A 19661-nucleotide genomic window follows, 5' to 3' on the forward strand; every position below is an offset into this window, starting at 1 on the left:
GTGCTGGTTCACCCCGTCCTGGTCCTCCATGTCTCCCACGCTATCCACCTCCTCTGACGTCTCTGCCGGGGTGCCCGTCTCTGCCGTCCCTGCGGGGAGCCCGTCCCGGCTGCCCTGTCGCGGGGGTCCTTCCCCGGCTCCTCCTGGTGCTGTTCAGTCTTCCGGCGCCCTCTGACACATCCCCGGAGGAGCGGGACCAGACGGCCAAAACGCACGGTCAGATCCGACCCCAGCCTCGGCCGCAGAACGACTCGAGCGGGGCCCCGACGATCTGTCGGCGACAATGGCGCCGACGTCGACGGGACCCCGCTCGAGGTGCCTCAGAGGTGAGATTCAGGCCAGGGCGGTCTCCAGCGGGAGCGCCTCCTCGCCCAGGGCGTGGGCCACTGGAGCGTGGGTGAGCCGTCCGTCGTGGACGTTCAGGCCGGCCGCCAGGTGCGGATCATCGGCCAGCGCCTGCTTCCAGCCCTTGTCCGCCAGGCGGAAGACATACGGCAGGGTGGCGTTGGTCAGGGCGGCGGTGGAGGTGTGGGGCACAGCGCCGGGCATGTTCGCCACGCAGTAGTAGATCTGCTCGCCGACGGGGAACGTCGGATCGGCGTGCGTGGTGGGGCGGGAGCCCTCGAAGCAGCCGCCCTGGTCGATGGCGATGTCCACCAGGACCGAGCCGGGCCGCATCTGGGAGACCATGTCCTTGGTCACGAGCTTGGGGGCGGAGGCACCCGGAATGAGCACCGAGCCGATCACCAGGTCCGCCGCGGCGACCTCCTCCGCGATGGTCAGGGTGTTCGAGGCCAGAGTGGTCAGCCCGCGGCCGGACATGGCAGAGAGCTCGCGCAGGCGGTCCAGGTTCAGGTCGATGACCGTCACGTCCGCGCCCATGCCATGAGCCGTGATGGCCGCCTGCTCGCCGGCCTTTCCGCCGCCGATGACGACGACCTTCGCCGGGCGTGCGCCGGGCACGCCACCTATCAGCAGCCCGGAGCCGCCCTGGGAATGCATCAGGTGGTAGGCGCCCACCTGTGCCGAGAGGCGCCCGGCCACCTCGCTCATCGGTGCCAGCAGCGGCAGGCCGGTGGGGCCGGTGACGGTCTCATACGCGATGGCGGTGACGCCGCGCTCCTTCAGGGCGGCGGCGCACGCCGGCTCCGCGGCCAGGTGCAGATACGTGAACAGCACCTGACCCTGACGCATGCGGGGGAACTCCTCGGGCTGCGGCTCCTTGACCTTCAGCACCAGCTCGGCCCGACCCCAGACGTCGTCGACGTCGGGCACCAGCTCGGCGCCGGCACCGCGGTAGTCCTCGTCGGAGAACCCTGAGCCTTCCCCGGCCCCAGCCTGGATCAGCACGGTGTGCCCGCGGCGGGTGAGGTCGACGGCGCCGGCAGGCGTCAGCGCCACGCGGAACTCGTTGTTCTTGACTTCGGTCGGGACTCCGATGATCATCTGGTCTCCTTGCTCCGCCTCCCTTGTGAGGCTGCGGTCGCTGGTGGTCTGGGCGGCGGAGTCGGGCTGAGGTGCGGCGCGGGAGTGGACCGGACGACGTCGTCGTCGGCTGATCCGGGCGCTGGTGCCGCAGTCCGCCGGCCTGGGGGAGGTGGCCCCGGGCTTCACAAGGTTATGGCCCGGCGTGAGGTCCTGCCAAGTGCCGGCGTCACCTGTCGACATGGTCCCTGGATCCGCGTCATTCCGGGGGAGAGGGCTCCGGCCACGTCGCGCACGCGTCAGTGTGGTCGGTGCGGCGGCGCAGTGTGGCAGGCTGTAGTCATGCTCGAAGGACTCGTCGCGGAAGGTGTCGCCACCGGGGTGGCCTTCGTCCTGCTGCTGGTCGCCATGGCCGGAGTGGTGCTCCCGGTGCTGCCGGGCAGTCTGCTGATCATCGTCACCCTCCTGGCGTGGGCGGTGCTGTTGGGAGGGCCTGCGGTCTGGACGGCTGCGGTGATCGGCATGGTGCTGGCCACGGCTGGCTGGGCGGCCTCCACGGTGCTCACCGGACGGGCGCTGCACCGTGAACGGATTCCCCGTGGCCCCATCCTCGTCGGCGTCGTGGCGGCCCTCGTCGGGATGGTCATGCTGCCTCCGTTGGGTCTCTTCCTCGGCTTCGCACTGGGACTCTTCGGCGCCGAGTTCATCCGGCGCGACCGTGACTGGCAGGCCGCCGCGCAGGCCAGCCTTGCCGCGCTGCGTGCCATGGGGCTGGGCATCCTGGTGGAGTTCGGCCTCGCCGGCCTCGCAGTGTCCAGCTTTCTGATCGGGACGCTCGTCCACCTGCTCACCTGAGCAGGGCCGCGCCGACAGCGAGGGACACTATGGCGGAAACCCCTGTCGTTCGCCGCCCGACGCGACGCTCACCAGGGACGATGTCGGCGGTGTTCCGCTCGTCGTTCGGTTCCTTCAGGGTGTCGGACGGCACAGATGTGGGCTATCTTAGCTGTCTGGACACACGCTGGATCTCGCCGTGCGCGGCGCCGCCGACATGCGCGCGGCGTCCACGCCGAGTGATCGCCGGACGGAGGACGCTGTGGAGGCAGAGCGCGAGGAGGCCCCCGTGTGCGAGGGTGCCGACGCGCCAGAGCCGCATATCTCCTCTCCGGTGCTGATCCTCGCCGGCCCTTCCCCGGCGGTCTCCGAGCTGACGCAGCGACTCAGAGGCCTGGACGTGAAGGTGCTCCACGCGCCCACCCCGGACTCGGCCCGGCACCTCATCACAGAGGAGCAGCCACAGCTTCTCGTGGTGGACGCCCGGTCCAGCCGACGGATCCCGGGGGTGGAAGAGACCGTGCCCGAGCTGCGTCGGCTCATGGAGGACGCCGCGGCTCTGGTGTGGTTCGACGCCGATGTGGAGTTCGCCGCCGTGACGGCGCTGTGCGAACCCGTGGACGACCACATGGCGTCTCGGATCGACGTCGAGGAGTCGCTGCGGCGTCTGCACTTCCTCACCGGGCGGCTGCCGGAGCGTCGCGAAGGTGAGCGGCTGGTGGTGGGAGACCTGCAGATGGACACCGCGGCACGCACCGTCCGGCGCGGAGAGAAGGACATCGACCTCTCCGACACCGAGTTCCGCCTGCTGCGGCTGCTGATGCGTCACGCCCGCACGGTGCTGCCGAAGACGGAGATCCTCCAGCAGGTGTGGGAGTACGAGTTCGCCGGCCAGGCGAACATCGTGGAGCTCTACATCTCGTATGTGCGGAAGAAGATCGAAGCGGACATGCCCCGCATGATCCACACGGTTCGCGGTGCGGGCTACGTCCTGCGTCCGGCTGATCCCCCACGACCCGTCGACGGTCCATCCGACGGCCCGCCCGATGGGGAGGCGCGGGATGAAGTTGGAGGGGATGCTCAGGATGACGGCCCTCCGGCGAGGACGAGCGACCCCGGCACCGCTGATTACTGATAAGTAGGTTCTGTGGCAGACTGGATGCCATGCATGTGATCTTCCGCACCCTCCTGACCCTGCTGCGTGCTCGTCGCCGCCCGCCGCTCTCGCCCTGGGAGACCTCCACGGTCACGCTGCGCGCGCTGCCCACGGACATCGACATCGCCATGCACATCAACAACGGGCAGTACTTCTCGCTGTTCGACCTCGGCCGCTTCGACCTCATGGCGCGGGCAGGTCTATGGCGGCGTATGCGTGAGCTCGGGTGGTCGCCGGTGGTCCAGGCGGAGCAGATCACCTTCCGCAAGTCGGTCACCTTCCTGACCCGCTTCGAGATCCACACGCGCATGCTCGGCATGGATGAGAAGAGCATCTACTTCGAGCAGCGCGTCGTCGTCGACGGCGAGATCTACGTCCGCGCCCATATCGCTGCGCGACTGCTGTCCGGCTCCGGACCGGTGACCAACGAGCAGATCCTGGACGAGATCCGCGGCCTCGGTCATGAGACCCCCGCCGACCTGGACGTCGGCGAGGAGCTACGCCGGTGGCGGGAGTCAGCGGCACTGCCTTCGAGCAGGAAGCCGGCGCCGAACGTGTGGTGAACCGCGGATCAGCTCTGACCAGGTGTCAGAGTGGTGTCATGCGGAATGTCTTCAGCATCGATCTCGGTCTTCTCCTGCTCCGCCTCGCGGCGGGCATCCTCCTGCTGGTCGGCGGCCTGCGCAAGGCCACCTGGCTCGGTGTGGACGGCTCGAGCGAGTATGTCGCCGGGCTCGCCGTCCCCTTCGCCGAACATCTCGGGGCTGCCATGGTGTTCACAGAGATCATCGGCGGCGCACTGCTGACGCTTGGGCTGATGACGCGGGTCGCGGCCGCTGTGCTCGCGCTGCTCTCCGGCATGGCGGCGTTCCTGCTGCTCGACGGAGGCACCGTCTTCGTCAGCGTGCACGGGTGGAATGAGCCGTTCCTGCTCCTCCTGGGCAACCCGGTGGAGTTCATGGTGCTCTACGCCGTCCTAGGGCTCGCCCTGGTCTTCACCGGGCCCGGTGCATTCAGCGTCGACGCCCCCGCCTGGCGGGCGATCCGCCGCCGCTGACCCCGCCGCTGATCCCGCCGGGGACGAGTGGGACCAGTCCGTGCTCAGTGCCTCCGGCTGAGCTGACCGCGTCGGTGTGCCGTCCAGACGGCCAGGGAGCCGGCCCCGAGGGCGGCGACTCCCAGTGCTCCGGCGGCGAGGGCATGCGGGGCGGCACCGGTCGAAGCCAGTCCGTCGCCGTCGTCCTCGTCGTCCGCTCCCGTTTCGCCAGCACCCGTCTCCTCCGCGGAGGGCTGCGTGGTGGCGCTGTCGCTGAGGTCGCGATCGGGCGCGCCGGGGACCAGGGGACGCGGGCTGAAGCTCGGGCGGTCCTCGACGCCGTCGTCCTCGCTGGACTCGTCGGCGCTGTCCTGGCCCGTCGGCCGGCCCTCCGGAGTGGGGTCCGGAGTCGACGGCGCCCCGGGGACCGAGGGCACTTCGGCAGGGCTGGGCGCGCTGGTGCGGTCCACCTCCTGCGTCGGGTCGGTGTCACTCTCCGGGCTGTCCTCCTGCTCGGGAGTCTCGTCCACGGCGTTCGGGTACAGCGTGAACGTGCTTGAGCAGCTGGCGGTGCGTCCGTCCTCGGTCTCCACCTGCACGGTGACGGTGTCCTGGGTGATCGAGGAGACCTCACGCTCCAGCAGATAGTGGACCGTCATGCCCTCATGCCAGGAGCTTCCTCCGCGGATTCCGGAGCTCACCGAGGTGATGCGGGCGTCAGAGGCGTTGACACTGACCTCGAAGGTCAGGACCTCTCCGGGGTAGCCGGTGGCCGAGGTGCAGGTGGCCTGCAGGCCCTCCGGATCCGGACTCGGCTCAGGGGACAGCGTCCCCTCGTCCGTCTCGCCCGGATCCGGAGTCGGCTCGGGCTCGGGCGTGGGGTCCGGCTCCGGCGTCGTGCCTGGGTCGGTCGGCTCGACCGTGGACTCGTCGCCCGGCTCGTCAGGATCCTCGGACTCTGGGGCTTCGGACTCTGGGGCTTCGGGCTTAGGATCCTCGGTCTCAGGATCCTCGGACTCGGGGTCCTCAGACCCGGGATCCTCGGTCTCCGGGGTCCGGTCGTCTTCCTCTTCCCCGTCGGCCTCGTCATCCGTGGACTCGTCGCCTGCCTCCTCGGAGTCGGCGTCCTCGGAGTCGGCGTCCTCGGAGTCAGAGTCGGAACCGGTTCCTGAGTCATCGTCTGAACCGGCGTCGTCCTGCGTCTCCTCCTCGTCGGGGGAGGCGGAACTGGAGGCGGCCTGGTGCTGGGACTCGCTGGGCTCGGGCTCCTGGCTGGAGGCGGCCGCAGGGCCGGCGCCGCACAGCAGCAGGACGCCTGCCAGGGCGCTCCCGCACAGTGCGGCAGTCAGGCGGGGATGCCGCCCGACGTCGGTTGCGTTGCTCACGCCGGATCACCTTTCACCCGGGGATGGGGATGTCAGGGTCCACAGTCTACGCAGGATCACCACAGTTTCATAACGATTTGGTCACTGCCGCGGCCTGAGGCGTCTGAGCTGGGGTGATGCCTCTCCGGCGTCGTCCCGCCAGGCGTGCCCTCTGGAGGAGCTCCCGGCAGGGCGGCCCTCTGGGACGCAGAGATGCCCGGGAAGATCACGGCCACCGTGATCTTCCCGGGCATCGTCCCGGGTGCTGAGCCTCAGGTGCTGAGCGTCAGGTCAGGCGAGCCTCCGGGGAGGTGGTCAGCGCCGGGTCGTCCTGGGCGAGGTGCCCGATGACCGAGTCGATGGCCTCCATGACCGAGCCGTCCAGGGTGACCCCGGCGGCGGCGACGTTCGAGGCGATCTGCTCCGGCCGGGAGGCGCCCACCAGCGCAGACGCCACATTCTGGTTCTGCAGGACCCATGCGATGGAGAGCTGGGCGAGCGTGAGGCCGAGCTCGTCGGCGATCGGCTTGAGCTTCTGCACCGCGTGCAGGATCTCGTCGTCCAGATACCGCTGGATGAACTGCGCACCACCCTGCTCGTCGGTGGCACGGGATCCCTCCGGCAGCGGCTGACCCGGTACGTATTTGCCGGTGAGTACGCCCTGGGCGATGGGCGACCAGACGATCTGGGAGATGCCCAGCTCCTCGGAGGTCGGCACGACGTCAGACTCGATGACGCGCCAGAGCATGTTGTACTGCGGCTGGTTCGAGATCAGCTGGAAGCCCAGCTCCTTGGCCAGGGCGTGGCCGGCGCGCAGCTGCTCCGCCGTCCACTCGCTGACGCCGATGTAGAGGGCCTTTCCCTGCCGGACGATGTCGGCGAACGCCTGCATCGTCTCCTCCAGCGGAGTCTCGACGTCGTAGCGGTGAGCCTGGTACAGGTCCACATAGTCGGTGCCGAGACGGCTCAGGGAGCCGTCGATGGACTCCATGATGTGCTTCCGGGAGAGCCCGGTGTCGTTGTGTCCCTTGGGGCCTGTGGGGAAGTAGACCTTCGTGAAGATCTCCAGTGATTCGCGGCGCTGGCCGGCCAGCGCGTCGCCGAGGACCTGTTCTGCGACGGTGTTGGCATAGACGTCCGCAGTGTCGAAGGTGGTGATGCCGGCGTCGAGGGCGGCGTGCACGCACTGGGTCGCGGTGTCGTTCTCGACCTGCGAGCCGTGGGTGATCCAGTTGCCGTACGTGACTGATGAGACCTTGAGGCCGCTGTGGCCGAGATACCTGAACTCCATGCAGATCAGACTAGTCAGCCGGTGAGCCCCTGACCAGGGGTTCGCGGCGCGGGCGCATGTGTCCTTCCCGGCATGGTGCGATGCCCTCCGATGGCGACGTCGGGCCGATCGTCCCAGGTGAGGCCTGCCTCTCCTGCGTGGTCAGCGCGGCTCCCGGTGGCTACAGTGGCATCAGAGGCGGCCTCGGCACCCGGCGGCCGCCAGAGATTCGAGACGAGGAGTGTTCTCACCATGGCACAGCTCACCGGCGCGCTTGAGGCGGCCTTCAACGATCAGGTCACTCTGGAGCTGGAGGCTTCGCTGGTCTACCGCCAGCTCGCCATCGAGATGGACATGCTTGACCTGCCCGGTATGGCGTCCTGGTTCCGGGCGCAGGCCGATGAGGAGGTCGTGCATGCGAATCGCTTCATCGATCACATGACCGACCGGGACGCCCACCCGCGCATCCAGGCGGTGCCTGCCGTCGCGGCGACCGCGGGCACGGTGCAGGAGGCCTTCGAGGCCTCGCTCGCGCATGAGCAGAAGGTCTCGGAGTCGATCCGGAACCTGTACCGGCTGGCGCAGCAGGAGGGTGACATCGACGCCCTGCCGCTGCTCAACTCCTTCATCGACGAGCAGCTCGAGGAGGAGGCCACCGTCTCCGAGCTGATCGGCAAGATCCGGCTGATCGGAGACGACGGCCCGGGTCTGCTGAAGCTGGACGAGCAGCTGGGCGCCCGTCAGTCCGGCGGCACGGAGGCCGCGGAGTAGCCAGTCCGGCTCCGATGACGCAGGCGGGCGGGCCGCCGGTTCAGAACGGCGTGTCCGCTGTGTCGGGCGACTCCGCGCGCCGGGCGAGCTGCTGTTCGATGCCGTCGAGCAGCAGCCTCAGGCCGAAGTCGAAGCTCTCCTCCCAGGTGCCCGCGAAGGTGTCCTCCGAGAGGGAGGCCATCGTGGGGTAGCGGCCGGTGTCGAAGATCTCGTAGAGGAACGGTGCCTGGGCCTCCCAGAACTCCTCATCGGTCATGCCGCTCTCCGCGGCGGCGCGCTGGGAGAGGATCTCCTGCCGCACCGCGCCGGTGACGTAGGAGTCCAAAGCGACCACCACGTGCATCTTCTCCCGGTCGGAGAGCGGCAGGTCCTTCAGGCCCGTCATGATCAGCTCCATGTCGGCTACGCTGTTGGGTCCCAGCACGGGCCGTGTCCAGTTGACCTGCAGCAGCCACGGGTGCGCCAGGTACTGCTGCCGTCCGCCGTGGCCGACCCCCTCCAGTCCGACGCGCCACCCGGCATCGAAGGTGGTGCGGCGCAGATGCGTGGGTCCACTGACCGCGTCCAGCATGAGGTTCAGCAGCTCAGTCTTGGAGGGGACGTATCGGTAGAGGGACATGGTGCCGACGTCGAGCCGCTGGGCCAGCTTCCGCATGGACAGAGCGTCGAGGCCCTCGGAGTCGGCCAGGTCGATCGCGGTGCGGACGATCTGCTCCAGCGTCAGCGTCGGCTTCGGGCCCTTCTTGGGATCCGGCAGGCCGTACCAGAGCAGCTGCAGGCTCTTCCGGACAGGATTCTCAGCATTCATGGTGGCCTCAGCCTAACCGCCCTTGATCACTGCGCACGGCGTACGCTACATTTGTTGCGTTCAGTGTACGAAGAAGGGGTGGCGTGGGATGACGGCACAGGAGCTCGCCGTGGAGACCGTGGGTCTCACGAAGCGATACAAGGACAAGGTGGCGCTCGACGGCGTCGACCTGGCTGTGCCCCGTGGGACGGTGCACGGGCTGCTCGGCCCCAACGGGGCGGGCAAGACGACCACGGTCCGCGTGCTGGCCACCCTGACGGATCCCGACGGCGGCGAGGCCCGGGTGGCCGGGCATGACGTCGTCGCTCAGCCACGCGAGGTGCGCCGCAGCATCGGTCTGACCGGACAGCAGACCGCGGTGGACGACCTGATGACCGCCCGGCAGAACCTGACGATGTTCGGCCGACTGTTCCGGCTCAGCAAGGCTGACGCGCGCCGGCGGGCGGACGAGCTGCTGGAGATCTTCGGGCTCACCGAGGCCGCCGGTCGCTCTCCCAAGAAGTTCTCCGGCGGGATGCGGCGGCGGCTGGACCTCGCGGCGTCGATGATCCTGGCGCCGCAGGTGATGTTCCTCGACGAACCCACCACGGGCCTCGACCCCGCCGGGCGCCGGGAGGTGTGGGAGGCGGTGCGGAACCTCACCTCCCAGGGGACCACCGTTCTGCTGACCACGCACTATCTGGACGAAGCGGACAAGCTGTGCGACCGGATCAGCCTGATCGACCACGGACGGAACATCATCGAGGACACGCCGGCCGGGCTCAAGCGTCGGATCGGGGACGAGCGGCTCGACGTCGTCGCGGTCGATCCCGCCGACCTGGCCGGGCTGGCGGAGCTCGTCCGGCAGGCGACCGGCGCAGGCCCCGCCCTGGACGAGGACGCCGCGACGCTCAGCGTCCCGGTGCCCGACGGCGTGGCCGCCCTGACCACCGTGGCGGTGGAGATCAGAGCCCAGGGCATCGAGGTCGCCGACATCGGTCTGCGCCGCCCCACGCTGGATGAGGCATTCCTGCACCTGACCTCCCGAACGGGTGCCGCACAGGAGGAGACCCGATGACGACGACGACTCACCACGACGGCCGGCGCAACGCACGCACTGACGGACGCGCTGGCGGCCGCACCCTCGGCTCCGTGGCGGCCCCGACGGCCCAGCCCGGCGCCGGGCTGCTCTGGGCGGCCCGTGACTGCTGGACGATCGTCCTGCAGGAGTTCACCCACCTGGTGCGTCAGCCCAGCACCTTCGCCTGGCAGATCGGCTTCCCGGTGGTGATGGTGCTGATGTTCGTCTACGTCTTCGGCTCCGCCATGGACGTGACCGGGCAGGGGGCGGGGGAGGGGTATGTGGACTTCGCCATGCCCGGGATGTTCGCCATGACCATGGCCTTCGGCTTCATGGACACCGCCTACGCGGTGACCCACAACAAGGAGAAGGGGTTCATGGACCGCTTCCGGTCCATGCCCATGGCCTCTTCGGCACCCGTCACCGGGCGGGCGGTGTCCGACGTCATCCGCGCGGCGATCGACCTGGCCGTCATCGTCGGGGTCGCCCTGCTGATCGGGTGGCGCGCCGGCGGCAGCCTCGGGGCCACGCTGCTGGCGTTCGCGCTGCTGCTGTGGCTGCGCCTCGCACTGATCTTCGTCGGCATCTACCTGGGGCTGTGCATCCGGAACACGGAGACTGCAGGCATGCTGTTCGCCGTGGCCTTCCCTCTGGGGTTCATCTCCTCGGTGTTCGCCCCGCCGGAGATGATGCCCGGCTGGCTGGGCGCCATCGCGGCCTGGAACCCGGTGTCCTCGACGGCGGCGGCCATCCGTGAGCTCTTCGAGACCCCGGGGATGCAGCATCTGGAGCCCGCCTACTGGATCGACGGCCATGCCGTGGCCGGTGCCGTGATGTGGCCGGCGGTGATCATGCTGATCTTCCTGCCGCTGGCGGTCCGTCAGTTCAAGAACCTCAGCCGCTGAGGCTCAGCCTCGTGTGTCGGCCTCGCCGCCGCGGATGAGGCGCTCGAGGGCCTGATGCATGTGATCGTCGATCGCGCCGAGGACGGCGGCCTCGTCGCCGTCGGCGATCGCGTCGGCGATGCGGCGGTGCTCGTCCACCTGGTCCTCGGGATCGTAGTAGGTCCCCTCCAGGGCGGTGAGGCACATCCGGGTCTCCACCATGAGCGTCTCGTGCATCCGGCGCAGCCGAGCGCTGCCGGAGGCGGTGACCAGCTCCTCATGGAAGTCGAAGTCCGCATCCGAGAGGGCGCTGAGGTCCCCGGCGGTCGCCGCCCGACGCATCGCGGTGCAGGTCTCGCGCAGCAGGGCGACGGCGCGGGGCGTCGTCTCCATGGCGGCGTCACGCACGATCTTCAGCGCCGCCGCCGATTCCACGGCGGTGCGCGCCACGTAGAGATCGCGGATCTCCTCGGCGTCGAGCTCCTTGACGAAGAGTCCGCGATTCGGCTCCGCGCGCAGCAGGCCCTCCTGCACGAGGCGCTGCATGGCCTCACGCAGGGGGCCGCGGCTGACCCCGAAGGCCGCAGAGAGGCGCGCCTCGGAGAGCTGGCTGCCGGCGGGCAGGGAGCCGTCCATGATGCCCTCGCGCAGCTGCCGGGTGATCAGCGACGCCGTGGACTCTTTGTTCACGGGGGTGAACCGACCGGAGGAGGTCGCGCCGGTGAGCCGGTCGGCGGATCGGGCTGCGGTGGTGGACATCGGAGACTCCAGCGGATGAGTGGCGGGTGGTGTGTGGGGGTGGGCTGACGTGCAGAGGATGCTGAGAGGTGGATCACAGGATCCGCAGATTGTCGACAATGATGGTATCGCGTCCTCACCTCCCGGCCCGCGGCGAGAGGGCGCGGCCCTCAGTCCTCCGGCCTGCCTCTGACGGCGTCTTGCCTGCCGAGACTGGCCGGGTCCTCCAGGGGTCCCGGCGTTCCCAGGGTTCCCAGCTGAGGCAGGGTCGGCATCGGTCGTCCGGTGAGCTGCAGGCCTTCCCAGACGGTGACCTGATTGGCGGTCAGCACCGGCTTGCCGAGCGCCTCCTCCAGCGCGGGGATCCACTGCAGCGAGTGCATGGCGGTGTCCGGCACCAGCATCGCCTCGGCCTGCGGCACGTCCACGGCACGGATCATCGAGATCACATCGTTCCGTCCCATCAGGCCCACCTCGGCGGCGGTGAAGATGCCGTGGGAGGCGAAGGCGACGACGTCGACGCCGGACCGGCCCAGGAACTCCTGGAAGTGCTCGGCCAGGTCGGCAGGGTAGGAGGCCGCCACGGCGACCCGACGGACATCCAGGGACTGCAGGGCGTGGAGGTAGGCCAGCGAGGTCGACGACGTCGGCACCCCGGCGATCTGCTCCAGGCTGCGGGCCTGGTCGTGGGCGCCGTCGAAGCCGTAGACGAAGCTGCCCGAGGTGCAGGCCCACATGAGGGCCTCCGCAGGATGTTCGGCCAGCAGGCGCTGCGCACCCTCGGCGAGCCGGTCCGGAGAGCCGGTGTCCAGCAGCGCCTGCGTGGTGTGCTCGTCCACCCCGATCGTGGTGTGGGTCAGCGGGAGTCGGACCGCGCCGCCGCAGGCCTCTTCGAAGGCCGGATAGTCGTCCTCGGCGGCATGGCCCGGATACAGGATCCCCACCGTCGGAGTCTCCGGCCGGCCCGGGATCGGCATCTGCTGCCGGGTGTCGACGATCTCCTGGACGTCCGTGATCGCGTGGGTCTCCAGCAGGTGGTCGCTCATGGCGCCTCCTTCATGAGGGTGGGGTGGACGGGTTCCAGCGAGGCCAGGGCCCGGCCCGGGCCGCGATATGGCAGTCCGAAGTGCTGCAGCACGGCCCAGACGGTGGCCTGGTTCGCCGAGATCACCGGCTTCCCCAGATCCTGTTCCAGCTGGTCCAGCACCGCCGCCGTGGGCAGATTCGTGCAGGAGACCACCACGGCGTCGGCCTGATCCGAGTCCGCCTGCCGCACCAGCTCGTAGGTCCGTTCCGCGGGCACCTCCCAGATCCGGCCGTTCAGGCCCAGGTTGGAGCTGCTCATGAGGTGGATCCCGGCTTCGGCGAAGAATGCGGCGAACTGGGCGGTGATGGCGTCGTCATACGGGGTGGCGGCGGCGATGGTGCCTGCCCCCAGGGCGTGCACTGCGGCCAGCAGGGCGCCTGACGTGGTGAAGCTGGGCGCTCCGCCCGCGGAGGCCATGGCGCGCAGCAGGGCACGCTCACCGGAGATCCCCCGCACGAAGCTGCCGGAGGTGCAGGCGTAGACATAGCCGGAGGGGACCACGGCGGAGACCGCCCGGACGCATTCGGCGATCGCCTTCGGGCGGGAGATCGCACGAGCCTGCGTGACCGTGACGGCCAGGGGCTCATGCCGGGTGCGGGTGAACAGCAGGTCCAGCTGTTCGGCGCCGTGCTCGTCGCGGGTGAAGCCCCGCAGCTCGCGGTCCAGGGCCATGTCATAGGGGACGACGACGCCGATCGCCGGGACCTGCCGACCCGGCCCGGCGTCGTCGGGCTGCGGGTGGCCCTGGTGCACGAGGTCGGGGATGAGGCCCGGCGTGCGTCCGGGGGAGCGGTCCAGGGGGAGGTCCGGGCTGAGATCCGTGGGCACTGCGGCGGATTCCAGCGGAGGCTCGGGGTGATCGGTGAGAGTCGTCCGGCCGCGTCCGGAGAAGGGGGTGAGCGCCATGGGCCGCTCCAATCTGAGACGGTGCGATCAGCTCCTGCAAGATTGTTGACAATCTTCGTGAGGTCTCCCTAGCATAGCGGCACGGGCCCCGCCCCGGGAAGACCCCGGGGAGAGTCCCCTGCGGCCATCCGGAGGTCCACGTCAGACGGCTTCCCGAGGGGCCGCGCGACCATCTGGGCGAAGCTGCCGGATCACGGATCCGCGGACGTCGCTCAGCACGCCGCTGGAGGAAGCGAGGTGACGGATGGCGGAGTCCCTGCCGATCATCACCGTCCTGTGCCCCGACGACGACGTCCCGCACGCCGTGCCCCCAGGGCTGGACGAGCTGGAGGATCGGGCGGAGATCCGCACCACGACCGCCGGCGAACTCGCCGACGCGCTGCCCGGGGCCGACGCGCTCTTCCTGTGGGACTTCTTCTCCCGCGCCGTCTCCGACGCCTGGCACGCCGCGGACTCCCTGGAGTGGATCCACGTGGCCGCGGCCGGCGTGGACAAGCTCATGTTCGACGAGCTGGCGGACTCGGACGTCGTCGTCACCAATGCTCAGGGCATCTTCGACCGGCCCATCGCCGAATATGTGCTCGGCGCGGTGCTGGCCCGGGCCAAGGACATGCCGGGCAGTCTGCGGCGCCAGCAGAACAGGACCTGGGAGCATCGCGAGACCCAGCGCGTCGGAGGGCTCACCGCCCTGGTCATCGGCACCGGGGCCATCGGCCGGGAGATCGCCGCCCTGCTGCGTGCCGTCGACGTCGAGGTCTTCGCCGCAGGACGCACGGCGCGCGAGCAGGACCCCGACTTCGGCACGGTGATCGCCAGCGACGACCTCGTCGCGCACATCGGCACGGCCGACATCATCGTCAACGCCGCACCGCTGACCCCGCAGACCACCGGCCTGCTGGACGCGGAGGTCCTCGGCGCCGTCGCCGACGGGGCGCACCTGATCAACATCGGCCGGGGGGAAACCCTGGACGAGGCGGCCCTGGTGGACGCTCTGGAGGCCGGGCCTCTGGGCTTCGCCACGCTCGACGTCTTCGCGCAGGAGCCGCTGCCGGAGGACTCTCCGCTGTGGGACCGGAAGGATGTGCTGATCTCCGCCCACATGTCCGGTGACGTCATCGGCTGGCGCGACGCGCTCGCCGAGCAGTTCCTGGACAACGCGCGCCGCTGGCTCGACGGCGAGGAGCTGCACAACGTCGTCGACAAGCACAAGGGGTACGTGCCCCGCCCGCAGTCCTGACGCCGCCCCGGGTCCGCCCGGGGGACGACGTCGCCCACCACCGGCACACAGGAGGTCACCATGACGGAGACTCGGACCACGCGCAGCCTCGCGGAGCTCACCGCCGCCGAGCTCATCGCAGGCTACCGGGCCGGGGAGTTCACCCCGGTGGACGCCACCGAGGCGGTGCTGGAGCAGATCGCGCGGCACGACGACGTCCTCAACGCCTTCGTGCTCGTGGACCCCGAGTCCGCCCGGGCGTCCGCAGAGACCTCCGCGCGCCGCTGGCAGACCGGCGAGACGCTCGGGCCCGGCGATGGCGTGCCGACCTCCATCAAGGACATGTTCCTCACCCGCGGGTGGCCGACGTTCAAGGGCTCCACGCTCATCGGGGAGGACGGCCCGTGGGACGTGGACGCCCCCTGTGTGGCGCGGCTGCGGGAGGCCGGCGCCGTGCTGGTGGGCAAGACGACCACTCCGGAGTTCGCCTGGAAGGGCACGACGGACAGCATCCGCTGCGGCGCCACCGGCAACCCCTGGGACCCGAGCACTACGGCCGGAGGCTCCTCCGGGGGCGCCTCGGCGGCCGTCGGCGCCGGCATGGCCCCCTGGGCGGTGGGCACCGACGCCGGCGGGTCGGTGCGCATCCCGGCCTCGTTCACGGGGACGGTCGCGCTGAAGGGCACCTATGGGCAGGTGCCGATGTACCCGGCCTCGCCCTTCGGGACGCTGGCCCATGCCGGACCCATGACCCGCACCGTCACCGATGCCGCGCTGCTGATGGACATCATCGCCGGCTTCGACGCCCGCGACTGGGCGGCCCTGCCGAGCCCCACCGGCTCATACCTGGACGGGCTCGAGGACGGGGTCGCCGGGCTGCGCATCGCCTACTCCCGAACCCTCGGATTCGGGGAGAACGACCCAGAGGTGGAACGGCTGGTCACCGAGGCCGTCGGGGTGCTCGAGGCCGTCGGCGCGGTGGTCGACGAGGTCGATCCCGGCTTCGAGGACCCGGTGGAGGACTTCCACATCCTCTGGTTCACCGGGGCCGCGAAGGTCCTGGAGGCCTTCGGGCCCGATGCGGTGGACCATGTGGACCCGGGCCTGCGGGCCGGCATCGAACGGTACGGCGACGCCAGTGCCCTGGACTATCTGGGCGCCACGGCGACCCGGATGGATCTGGGCGTGCGCATGGGGACCTTCCACGAGCGCTATGACCTGCTGGTCACCCCGACGATGCCGATCACGGCCTTCGACAAGACCCGTCAGGCGCCTGACGGGTGGCCCTCTGATCTGTGGACCTCCTGGACCCCCTACACCTATCCGTTCAACATGACCCAGCAGCCGGCGGCGTCGGTGCCCTGCGGAGTGGCCGCTGACGGCCTGCCGGTGGGGCTGCAGATCGTGGGGGCCCGCACCCAGGACCGTCTGGTGCTGCGTGCCGCCCGGGCCTACGAGAAGGCCTCCGGGGAGCGGTTCGTCCGTCCGGTGGAGCCCGCAGTCCTGGGAGCCTGAGACGAGGACGGCGCAAGCCGCGGAAGGAGGCGAGGAGCACTATGGCCCGCTACATCAGCCTGACTCTGACCACCCGGGGCGTGAGCTGCACGGCCCGCCTGCTCGACGACGTCGCGCCCCGGACCTGTGCGGCGGTGTGGGACGCGCTCCCGCTGGACGGGCAGGTCTATCACGGCAAGTACGCCCGCAATGAGATCTATGCCCTGCTGCCGGTCTTCTCCGCGCAGGACCCGGGCAAGGAGAACACCACCGTCACTCCCATCCCCGGTGACGTGTGCTGGTTCCACTTCGACTCTGACGACCTCGGCAATCCCGGCTACGGCTACGAGGCCTCCGCCGGAGTGCGGGATCGCGCGGAGCTCATCGATCTCGCCCTGTTCTACGGGCGGAACAACCTGCTCATCAACGGGGACCAGGGGTGGGTGCCGGGCAACGTGTTCGCCACCGTCGTGGACGGGCTGGACGTGATGGCCGAGGCCTGTCAGTCGATCTGGATGGACGGCGCCCGCGGGGAGTTCCTGGCCTTCGCCCGTGCCGGGGAGGACTGATCCCGCCGCCGAGCGGCCCGCAGTCCGGTAGGTTCGGACCCAGGCGGCGAAAGGAGACGACGACGTGACCTCGACTGTTCCATCCGACGCCCGCGCCGCAGCCAGGGCGGGTGACACGGCCGCCGGCGCCGAGATCGCCGCCGAGCTGCGTCGTGCCGGGGTCAGCCGGGTCGACGACTCCGCCCTGGCCCGCGGCATGTATTCCTCCGATGCCAGCCTGTACCGGGTGGTGCCCCAGGTGGTGGCCCGTCCCCAGCACGTCGACGAGCTCCACGCCGTCCATGAGGTGTCCCGGGCCACCGGGGTGCCGGTGACCCTTCGGGGGGCAGGCACCTCCATCGCCGGCAACGCGGTGGGCCCCGGGGTCGTCGTCGACACCCGGGACCTGGACCGCATCCTGGGGATCGACCCCGAGGCGTGCACCGCTCGGGTGGAGCCCGGAGTGGTCCACTCGCGGCTGCAGCGGGCCGCGGCGGGCCACGGGCTGCGCTTCGGCCCTGACCCCTCCACCCACACCCGGTGCACGATCGGCGGGATGATCGGCAACAACGCCTGCGGCTCCCGGGCGCTGGGCTACGGACGCACCGCGGACAACGTCGAGGCCGCCACCGTGCTGTTCGGCAACGGAGAGGTCGGCACCTTCGGCGCCGGCGTCGCATCGTCAGGCTCCACCGCCGAGCAGCTGCTGCGTCTGGTGGAGACGGACCTGGGTCATGTGCGCACGCACTTCGGCCGTTTCGACCGGCAGGTCAGCGGGTACTCGCTGGAACATCTGCTCCCGGAGAACCGGGGACGCCTCGACCGCTTCCTGGTCGGCACGGAGGGCACGTTGGGCACCGTCCTGGAGGCCACCGTGAACCTGGTGGCCGACCATCCGCGCAGGCTGCTCATCGTGCTGGGCTACCACTCGGTGGCCGAGGCCGCCGACGCCGTGCCGCAGCTGTTGGCCGCGGCTCCGGGGCGGCTCATCGCCTGTGAAGGGATGGACTCTCGGTTGGTGGCGCTCGTCCGCGGGGCGGGCAAGCAGGTGCCGCCCCTGCCCGAAGGGCAGAGCTGGCTGTTCGTGGAGGCCGCTGGGGAGGACGCCGACGACGTCGTCGCCGCCGTCCGGACCGCCTCCGGCTGTGTGGACTCCACACTGATCGACGACGCCGCCCAGGCTGCCGCCCTGTGGCGCATCCGCGAGGACGGCGCCGGGCTGGCCGGGATCAGCCTGGACACCCCGGCCCATTCGGGCTGGGAGGACGCCGCCGTCCCGCCTGAGCACCTGGGCGCCTGGATGCGCGAGTTCGAGGAGCTCATGGTCGACTTCGGCCTGCAGGGCTACCCCTATGGGCACTTCGGGGACGGCTGCATCCACTGCCGGATCGACTTCCCCTTCGCCCACGGCGACCCCGGCAGCACTGGGGGGTTCGCTGAGTTCATGCGCACCTGCGCCGAGCGCCTGGCCGCCTACGGCGGCTCGCTCTCCGGGGAGCACGGTGACGGCCGGGTGCGCTCCGAGCTGCTGCCGTACATGTACGACCAGACCTCCCTGGACCTCTTCGCCCGGGCCAAGCGGATCTGCGACCCGGAGAACCTGCTCAACCCGGGCATCATCACCGACCCGGCCTCGCACACCGAGGACCTGCGGCCCACCCAGACGACCCGAGAGCTTCCCTGGCCGGGGATGCGGCACACCCACGACGCCGGCGATCTCGGCGCGGCCGTCCACCGCTGCTCCGGGGTGGGCAAGTGCGTGGCTCCGACGACGCCGTCGGTCATGTGCCCCTCCTATCTGGCCACCAAGGAGGAGAAGGACTCCACCCGCGGGCGAGGCCGCATCCTCCAAGAGGCCCTGGACGGCAGTCTGGTGCACGGGCTGGCGGACCCGGCCGTGCATGAGGCCCTCGATCTGTGCCTGTCCTGCAAGGGATGCGCCTCGGACTGCCCGGCCGGGGTGGATATGGCCGCCTACAAGTCCGAGGCGCTGTACCAGACCTACGACGTCGGCGAGAAGGCTCGGCCCGACGGCACCGGGCGCCGTCGGCGTGTGCGTCCTCGGTCCCACTACATCCTGGGGCGGATGCCGTTCTGGGCGCGGCTGGCCTCGCCGATGGCGCCGCTGGTCAACGCGATGATGAAGGTCCCGCCGTTGGCGGCCGTGGCGAAGTGGACCGCCGGCATCGACCGGCGTCGGGACGTCCCGGCCTTCGCGCGTCAGACGCTGCGCCGGGCCGCCGCTCGGCGGGAGCGGGGAGGCGGATCTCGCTCCGCCCCGGACGTCTGGGTGTGGGCGGACTCCTTCACGGACCATTTCTTCCCGCAGTCCGGCCTCGCGGCCCTGGAGTTCCTGCGGTCCCAGGGCCTGGAGGTGCGGGTGCTGCAGCGCAAGGGCTGCTGCGGGCTGCCGTGGATCACCACCGGCCAGCTGGACCAGGCCCGTCGGTTGGTGGACGAGGCCGTGGATGCGCTGCTGGACCCGGTGGAGTCCGGCGTGCCGGTGATCGGACTGGAGCCTTCCTGCACGGCCACACTGCGCAGCGACCTGGTGCAGCTCTCCCATCGGCCCGAGGCCCGGACCGTGGCGGACGGGGTGCTGACCTTCGCGGAGCTGGTGCATCGGCTCGTGGACGAGGGCCGGATCCAGCTGCCGGACCTCAGCGGCGTGCGGGTCGTGGCGCAGCCGCACTGCCACCAGCGCGCCGTCATCGGGTGGCGGGCGGACCAGGCGCTGCTGGAGCAGGCCGGCGCCCAGGTGACTGCGGTGCCCGGCTGCTGCGGCCTGGCCGGCAACTTCGGCGTGGAGGCCGGCCACTACGAGGTCAGCGTGGCGGTGGCCGAGACGCATCTGCTGCCTGCGGTCCGCGACGCGTTCCCCGACGACGGCGCCTCCGGCGGGGAGACCGTCGTCCTGGCCGACGGCATGTCCTGCCGCATCCAGCTCGACGACCTCGCCGACGTCGAGGCCATCCATCTGGCCGAGCTGTTGGCCCGGGGGGCCGAGTGAGGCTGGCATCTCGTGCGGCGTGATGAGATCGCCTCTCAATAAATATATTGCAAT

Annotated in this window: 18 protein-coding genes; 11 read left to right on the top strand and 7 right to left on the bottom strand. The window is 70.3% G+C overall.

Annotated elements, in window-relative coordinates; genetic code table 11:
• Nucleotides 1-333 precede the first annotated feature (333 nt).
• The gene (gene ald / locus ABD658_RS11960; protein WP_344680621.1) at nucleotides 334-1446 is read right to left on the bottom strand and encodes an alanine dehydrogenase; all 1113 of its coding nucleotides are present in this window, start codon (nucleotides 1444-1446) and stop codon (nucleotides 334-336) included.
• Between the two features lie 321 nt (nucleotides 1447-1767).
• Between ald and ABD658_RS11965 the strand changes: the two genes are divergently transcribed.
• From ABD658_RS11965 to ABD658_RS11980, 4 genes are all read left to right on the top strand, one after another.
• Complete coding sequence (locus ABD658_RS11965; RefSeq protein ID WP_070160956.1) at nucleotides 1768-2280, top strand: DUF456 domain-containing protein; 513 nt, start codon at nucleotides 1768-1770, stop codon at nucleotides 2278-2280.
• Between the two features lie 241 nt (nucleotides 2281-2521).
• Nucleotides 2522-3394: a winged helix-turn-helix transcriptional regulator gene (locus ABD658_RS11970; protein WP_344680618.1), complete on the top strand. Its 873-nt coding sequence runs from the start codon at nucleotides 2522-2524 to the stop codon at nucleotides 3392-3394.
• Between the two features lie 29 nt (nucleotides 3395-3423).
• Nucleotides 3424-3978, top strand: a complete 555-nt coding sequence (locus tag ABD658_RS11975) for an acyl-CoA thioesterase (protein ID WP_070160960.1) — start codon at nucleotides 3424-3426, stop codon at nucleotides 3976-3978.
• Between the two features lie 38 nt (nucleotides 3979-4016).
• Nucleotides 4017-4472 carry a DoxX family protein gene (locus tag ABD658_RS11980; RefSeq protein ID WP_311025433.1) on the top strand — a complete coding sequence of 152 codons (456 nt, stop codon included), beginning with the start codon at nucleotides 4017-4019 and terminating at the stop codon, nucleotides 4470-4472.
• Between the two features lie 44 nt (nucleotides 4473-4516).
• Here the strand turns inward: ABD658_RS11980 and ABD658_RS11985 are convergent, their stop codons facing one another.
• Both ABD658_RS11985 and ABD658_RS11990 read right to left on the bottom strand, forming a co-directional pair.
• Nucleotides 4517-5836, bottom strand: a complete 1320-nt coding sequence (locus ABD658_RS11985; RefSeq protein ID WP_344680615.1) for a prolipoprotein diacylglyceryl transferase — start codon at nucleotides 5834-5836, stop codon at nucleotides 4517-4519.
• A 265-nt stretch (nucleotides 5837-6101) separates the two neighbouring features.
• The gene (locus tag ABD658_RS11990; protein ID WP_311025431.1) at nucleotides 6102-7106 is read right to left on the bottom strand and encodes an aldo/keto reductase family protein; all 1005 of its coding nucleotides are present in this window, start codon (nucleotides 7104-7106) and stop codon (nucleotides 6102-6104) included.
• Nucleotides 7107-7337: 231 nt separating this feature from the next.
• Between ABD658_RS11990 and ABD658_RS11995 the strand changes: the two genes are divergently transcribed.
• On the top strand, nucleotides 7338-7856 hold the full coding sequence (locus tag ABD658_RS11995) for a ferritin (RefSeq protein WP_085437709.1): 519 nt from the start codon (nucleotides 7338-7340) through the stop codon (nucleotides 7854-7856).
• Nucleotides 7857-7896: 40 nt separating this feature from the next.
• On the opposite strand, the gene ABD658_RS12000 is transcribed toward ABD658_RS11995, so the two are convergent.
• Nucleotides 7897-8664, bottom strand: coding sequence for a TetR/AcrR family transcriptional regulator (locus tag ABD658_RS12000; protein WP_311025430.1), 768 nt, complete (start codon nucleotides 8662-8664; stop codon nucleotides 7897-7899).
• A gap of 88 nt (nucleotides 8665-8752) precedes the next feature.
• On the opposite strand from ABD658_RS12000, the gene ABD658_RS12005 reads away from it, so the two are divergent.
• Both ABD658_RS12005 and ABD658_RS12010 read left to right on the top strand, forming a co-directional pair.
• Nucleotides 8753-9721 carry an ATP-binding cassette domain-containing protein gene (locus ABD658_RS12005; protein WP_344680608.1) on the top strand — a complete coding sequence of 323 codons (969 nt, stop codon included), beginning with the start codon at nucleotides 8753-8755 and terminating at the stop codon, nucleotides 9719-9721.
• Complete coding sequence (locus ABD658_RS12010; RefSeq protein ID WP_344680606.1) at nucleotides 9718-10629, top strand: ABC transporter permease; 912 nt, start codon at nucleotides 9718-9720, stop codon at nucleotides 10627-10629. Before ABD658_RS12005 ends, ABD658_RS12010 begins: the two co-directional genes overlap by 4 nt.
• A 3-nt stretch (nucleotides 10630-10632) precedes the next feature.
• On the opposite strand, the gene ABD658_RS12015 is transcribed toward ABD658_RS12010, so the two are convergent.
• The 3 genes from ABD658_RS12015 to ABD658_RS12025 form a co-directional block, all read right to left on the bottom strand.
• Nucleotides 10633-11367 (bottom strand): GntR family transcriptional regulator, encoded by a 735-nt coding sequence (locus tag ABD658_RS12015; protein ID WP_344680604.1) that lies wholly within the window; start codon nucleotides 11365-11367, stop codon nucleotides 10633-10635.
• A gap of 149 nt (nucleotides 11368-11516) precedes the next feature.
• Nucleotides 11517-12392, bottom strand: coding sequence for a maleate cis-trans isomerase family protein (locus tag ABD658_RS12020; RefSeq protein ID WP_344680602.1), 876 nt, complete (start codon nucleotides 12390-12392; stop codon nucleotides 11517-11519).
• Nucleotides 12389-13339 (bottom strand): maleate cis-trans isomerase family protein, encoded by a 951-nt coding sequence (locus ABD658_RS12025; RefSeq protein ID WP_344680600.1) that lies wholly within the window; start codon nucleotides 13337-13339, stop codon nucleotides 12389-12391. The genes ABD658_RS12020 and ABD658_RS12025 overlap by 4 nt, the downstream gene beginning before the upstream one ends.
• A 244-nt stretch (nucleotides 13340-13583) precedes the next feature.
• Between ABD658_RS12025 and ABD658_RS12030 the strand changes: the two genes are divergently transcribed.
• The 4 genes from ABD658_RS12030 to ABD658_RS12045 all read left to right on the top strand — a co-directional run bounded on the left by ABD658_RS12030 (nucleotide 13584) and on the right by ABD658_RS12045 (nucleotide 19607).
• A complete protein-coding gene (locus ABD658_RS12030; protein ID WP_344680598.1) occupies nucleotides 13584-14576 on the top strand; it encodes a D-2-hydroxyacid dehydrogenase in 993 nt (330 codons plus the stop codon).
• Nucleotides 14577-14636: 60 nt separating this feature from the next.
• On the top strand, nucleotides 14637-16070 hold the full coding sequence (locus ABD658_RS12035; protein WP_344680596.1) for an amidase: 1434 nt from the start codon (nucleotides 14637-14639) through the stop codon (nucleotides 16068-16070).
• Between the two features lie 41 nt (nucleotides 16071-16111).
• Nucleotides 16112-16618, top strand: a complete 507-nt coding sequence (locus ABD658_RS12040; protein ID WP_344680594.1) for a DUF3830 family protein — start codon at nucleotides 16112-16114, stop codon at nucleotides 16616-16618.
• Between the two features lie 64 nt (nucleotides 16619-16682).
• A complete protein-coding gene (locus tag ABD658_RS12045) occupies nucleotides 16683-19607 on the top strand; it encodes an FAD-binding and (Fe-S)-binding domain-containing protein (protein WP_344680592.1) in 2925 nt (974 codons plus the stop codon).
• The last annotated feature ends 54 nt before the right edge of the window (nucleotides 19608-19661 follow it).

Source organism: Nesterenkonia aethiopica (assembly GCF_039534665.1).
GTDB lineage: Bacteria > Actinomycetota > Actinomycetes > Actinomycetales > Micrococcaceae > Nesterenkonia > Nesterenkonia aethiopica.

Bases quoted from the DNA above. Each gene is read 5' to 3' on its own strand.
- ABD658_RS12030 (WP_344680598.1), top strand. From the start codon at position 13,584: ATGGCGGAGTCCCTGCCGATCATCACCGTCCTGTGCCCCGACGACGAC.
- ABD658_RS12010 (WP_344680606.1), top strand. From the start codon at position 9,718: ATGACGACGACGACTCACCACGACGGCCGGCGCAACGCACGCACTGAC.
- ABD658_RS12020 (WP_344680602.1), bottom strand. From the start codon at position 12,392: ATGAGCGACCACCTGCTGGAGACCCACGCGATCACGGACGTCCAGGAG.
- ABD658_RS11965 (WP_070160956.1), top strand. From the start codon at position 1,768: ATGCTCGAAGGACTCGTCGCGGAAGGTGTCGCCACCGGGGTGGCCTTC.
- ABD658_RS11975 (WP_070160960.1), top strand. From the start codon at position 3,424: ATGCATGTGATCTTCCGCACCCTCCTGACCCTGCTGCGTGCTCGTCGC.
- ABD658_RS12005 (WP_344680608.1), top strand. From the start codon at position 8,753: ATGACGGCACAGGAGCTCGCCGTGGAGACCGTGGGTCTCACGAAGCGA.
- ABD658_RS12000 (WP_311025430.1), bottom strand. From the start codon at position 8,664: ATGAATGCTGAGAATCCTGTCCGGAAGAGCCTGCAGCTGCTCTGGTAC.
- ABD658_RS11980 (WP_311025433.1), top strand. From the start codon at position 4,017: ATGCGGAATGTCTTCAGCATCGATCTCGGTCTTCTCCTGCTCCGCCTC.
- ald (WP_344680621.1), bottom strand. From the start codon at position 1,446: ATGATCATCGGAGTCCCGACCGAAGTCAAGAACAACGAGTTCCGCGTG.
- ABD658_RS11995 (WP_085437709.1), top strand. From the start codon at position 7,338: ATGGCACAGCTCACCGGCGCGCTTGAGGCGGCCTTCAACGATCAGGTC.
- ABD658_RS12035 (WP_344680596.1), top strand. From the start codon at position 14,637: ATGACGGAGACTCGGACCACGCGCAGCCTCGCGGAGCTCACCGCCGCC.
- ABD658_RS12015 (WP_344680604.1), bottom strand. From the start codon at position 11,367: ATGTCCACCACCGCAGCCCGATCCGCCGACCGGCTCACCGGCGCGACC.
- ABD658_RS12040 (WP_344680594.1), top strand. From the start codon at position 16,112: ATGGCCCGCTACATCAGCCTGACTCTGACCACCCGGGGCGTGAGCTGC.
- ABD658_RS12025 (WP_344680600.1), bottom strand. From the start codon at position 13,339: ATGGCGCTCACCCCCTTCTCCGGACGCGGCCGGACGACTCTCACCGAT.
- ABD658_RS11990 (WP_311025431.1), bottom strand. From the start codon at position 7,106: ATGGAGTTCAGGTATCTCGGCCACAGCGGCCTCAAGGTCTCATCAGTC.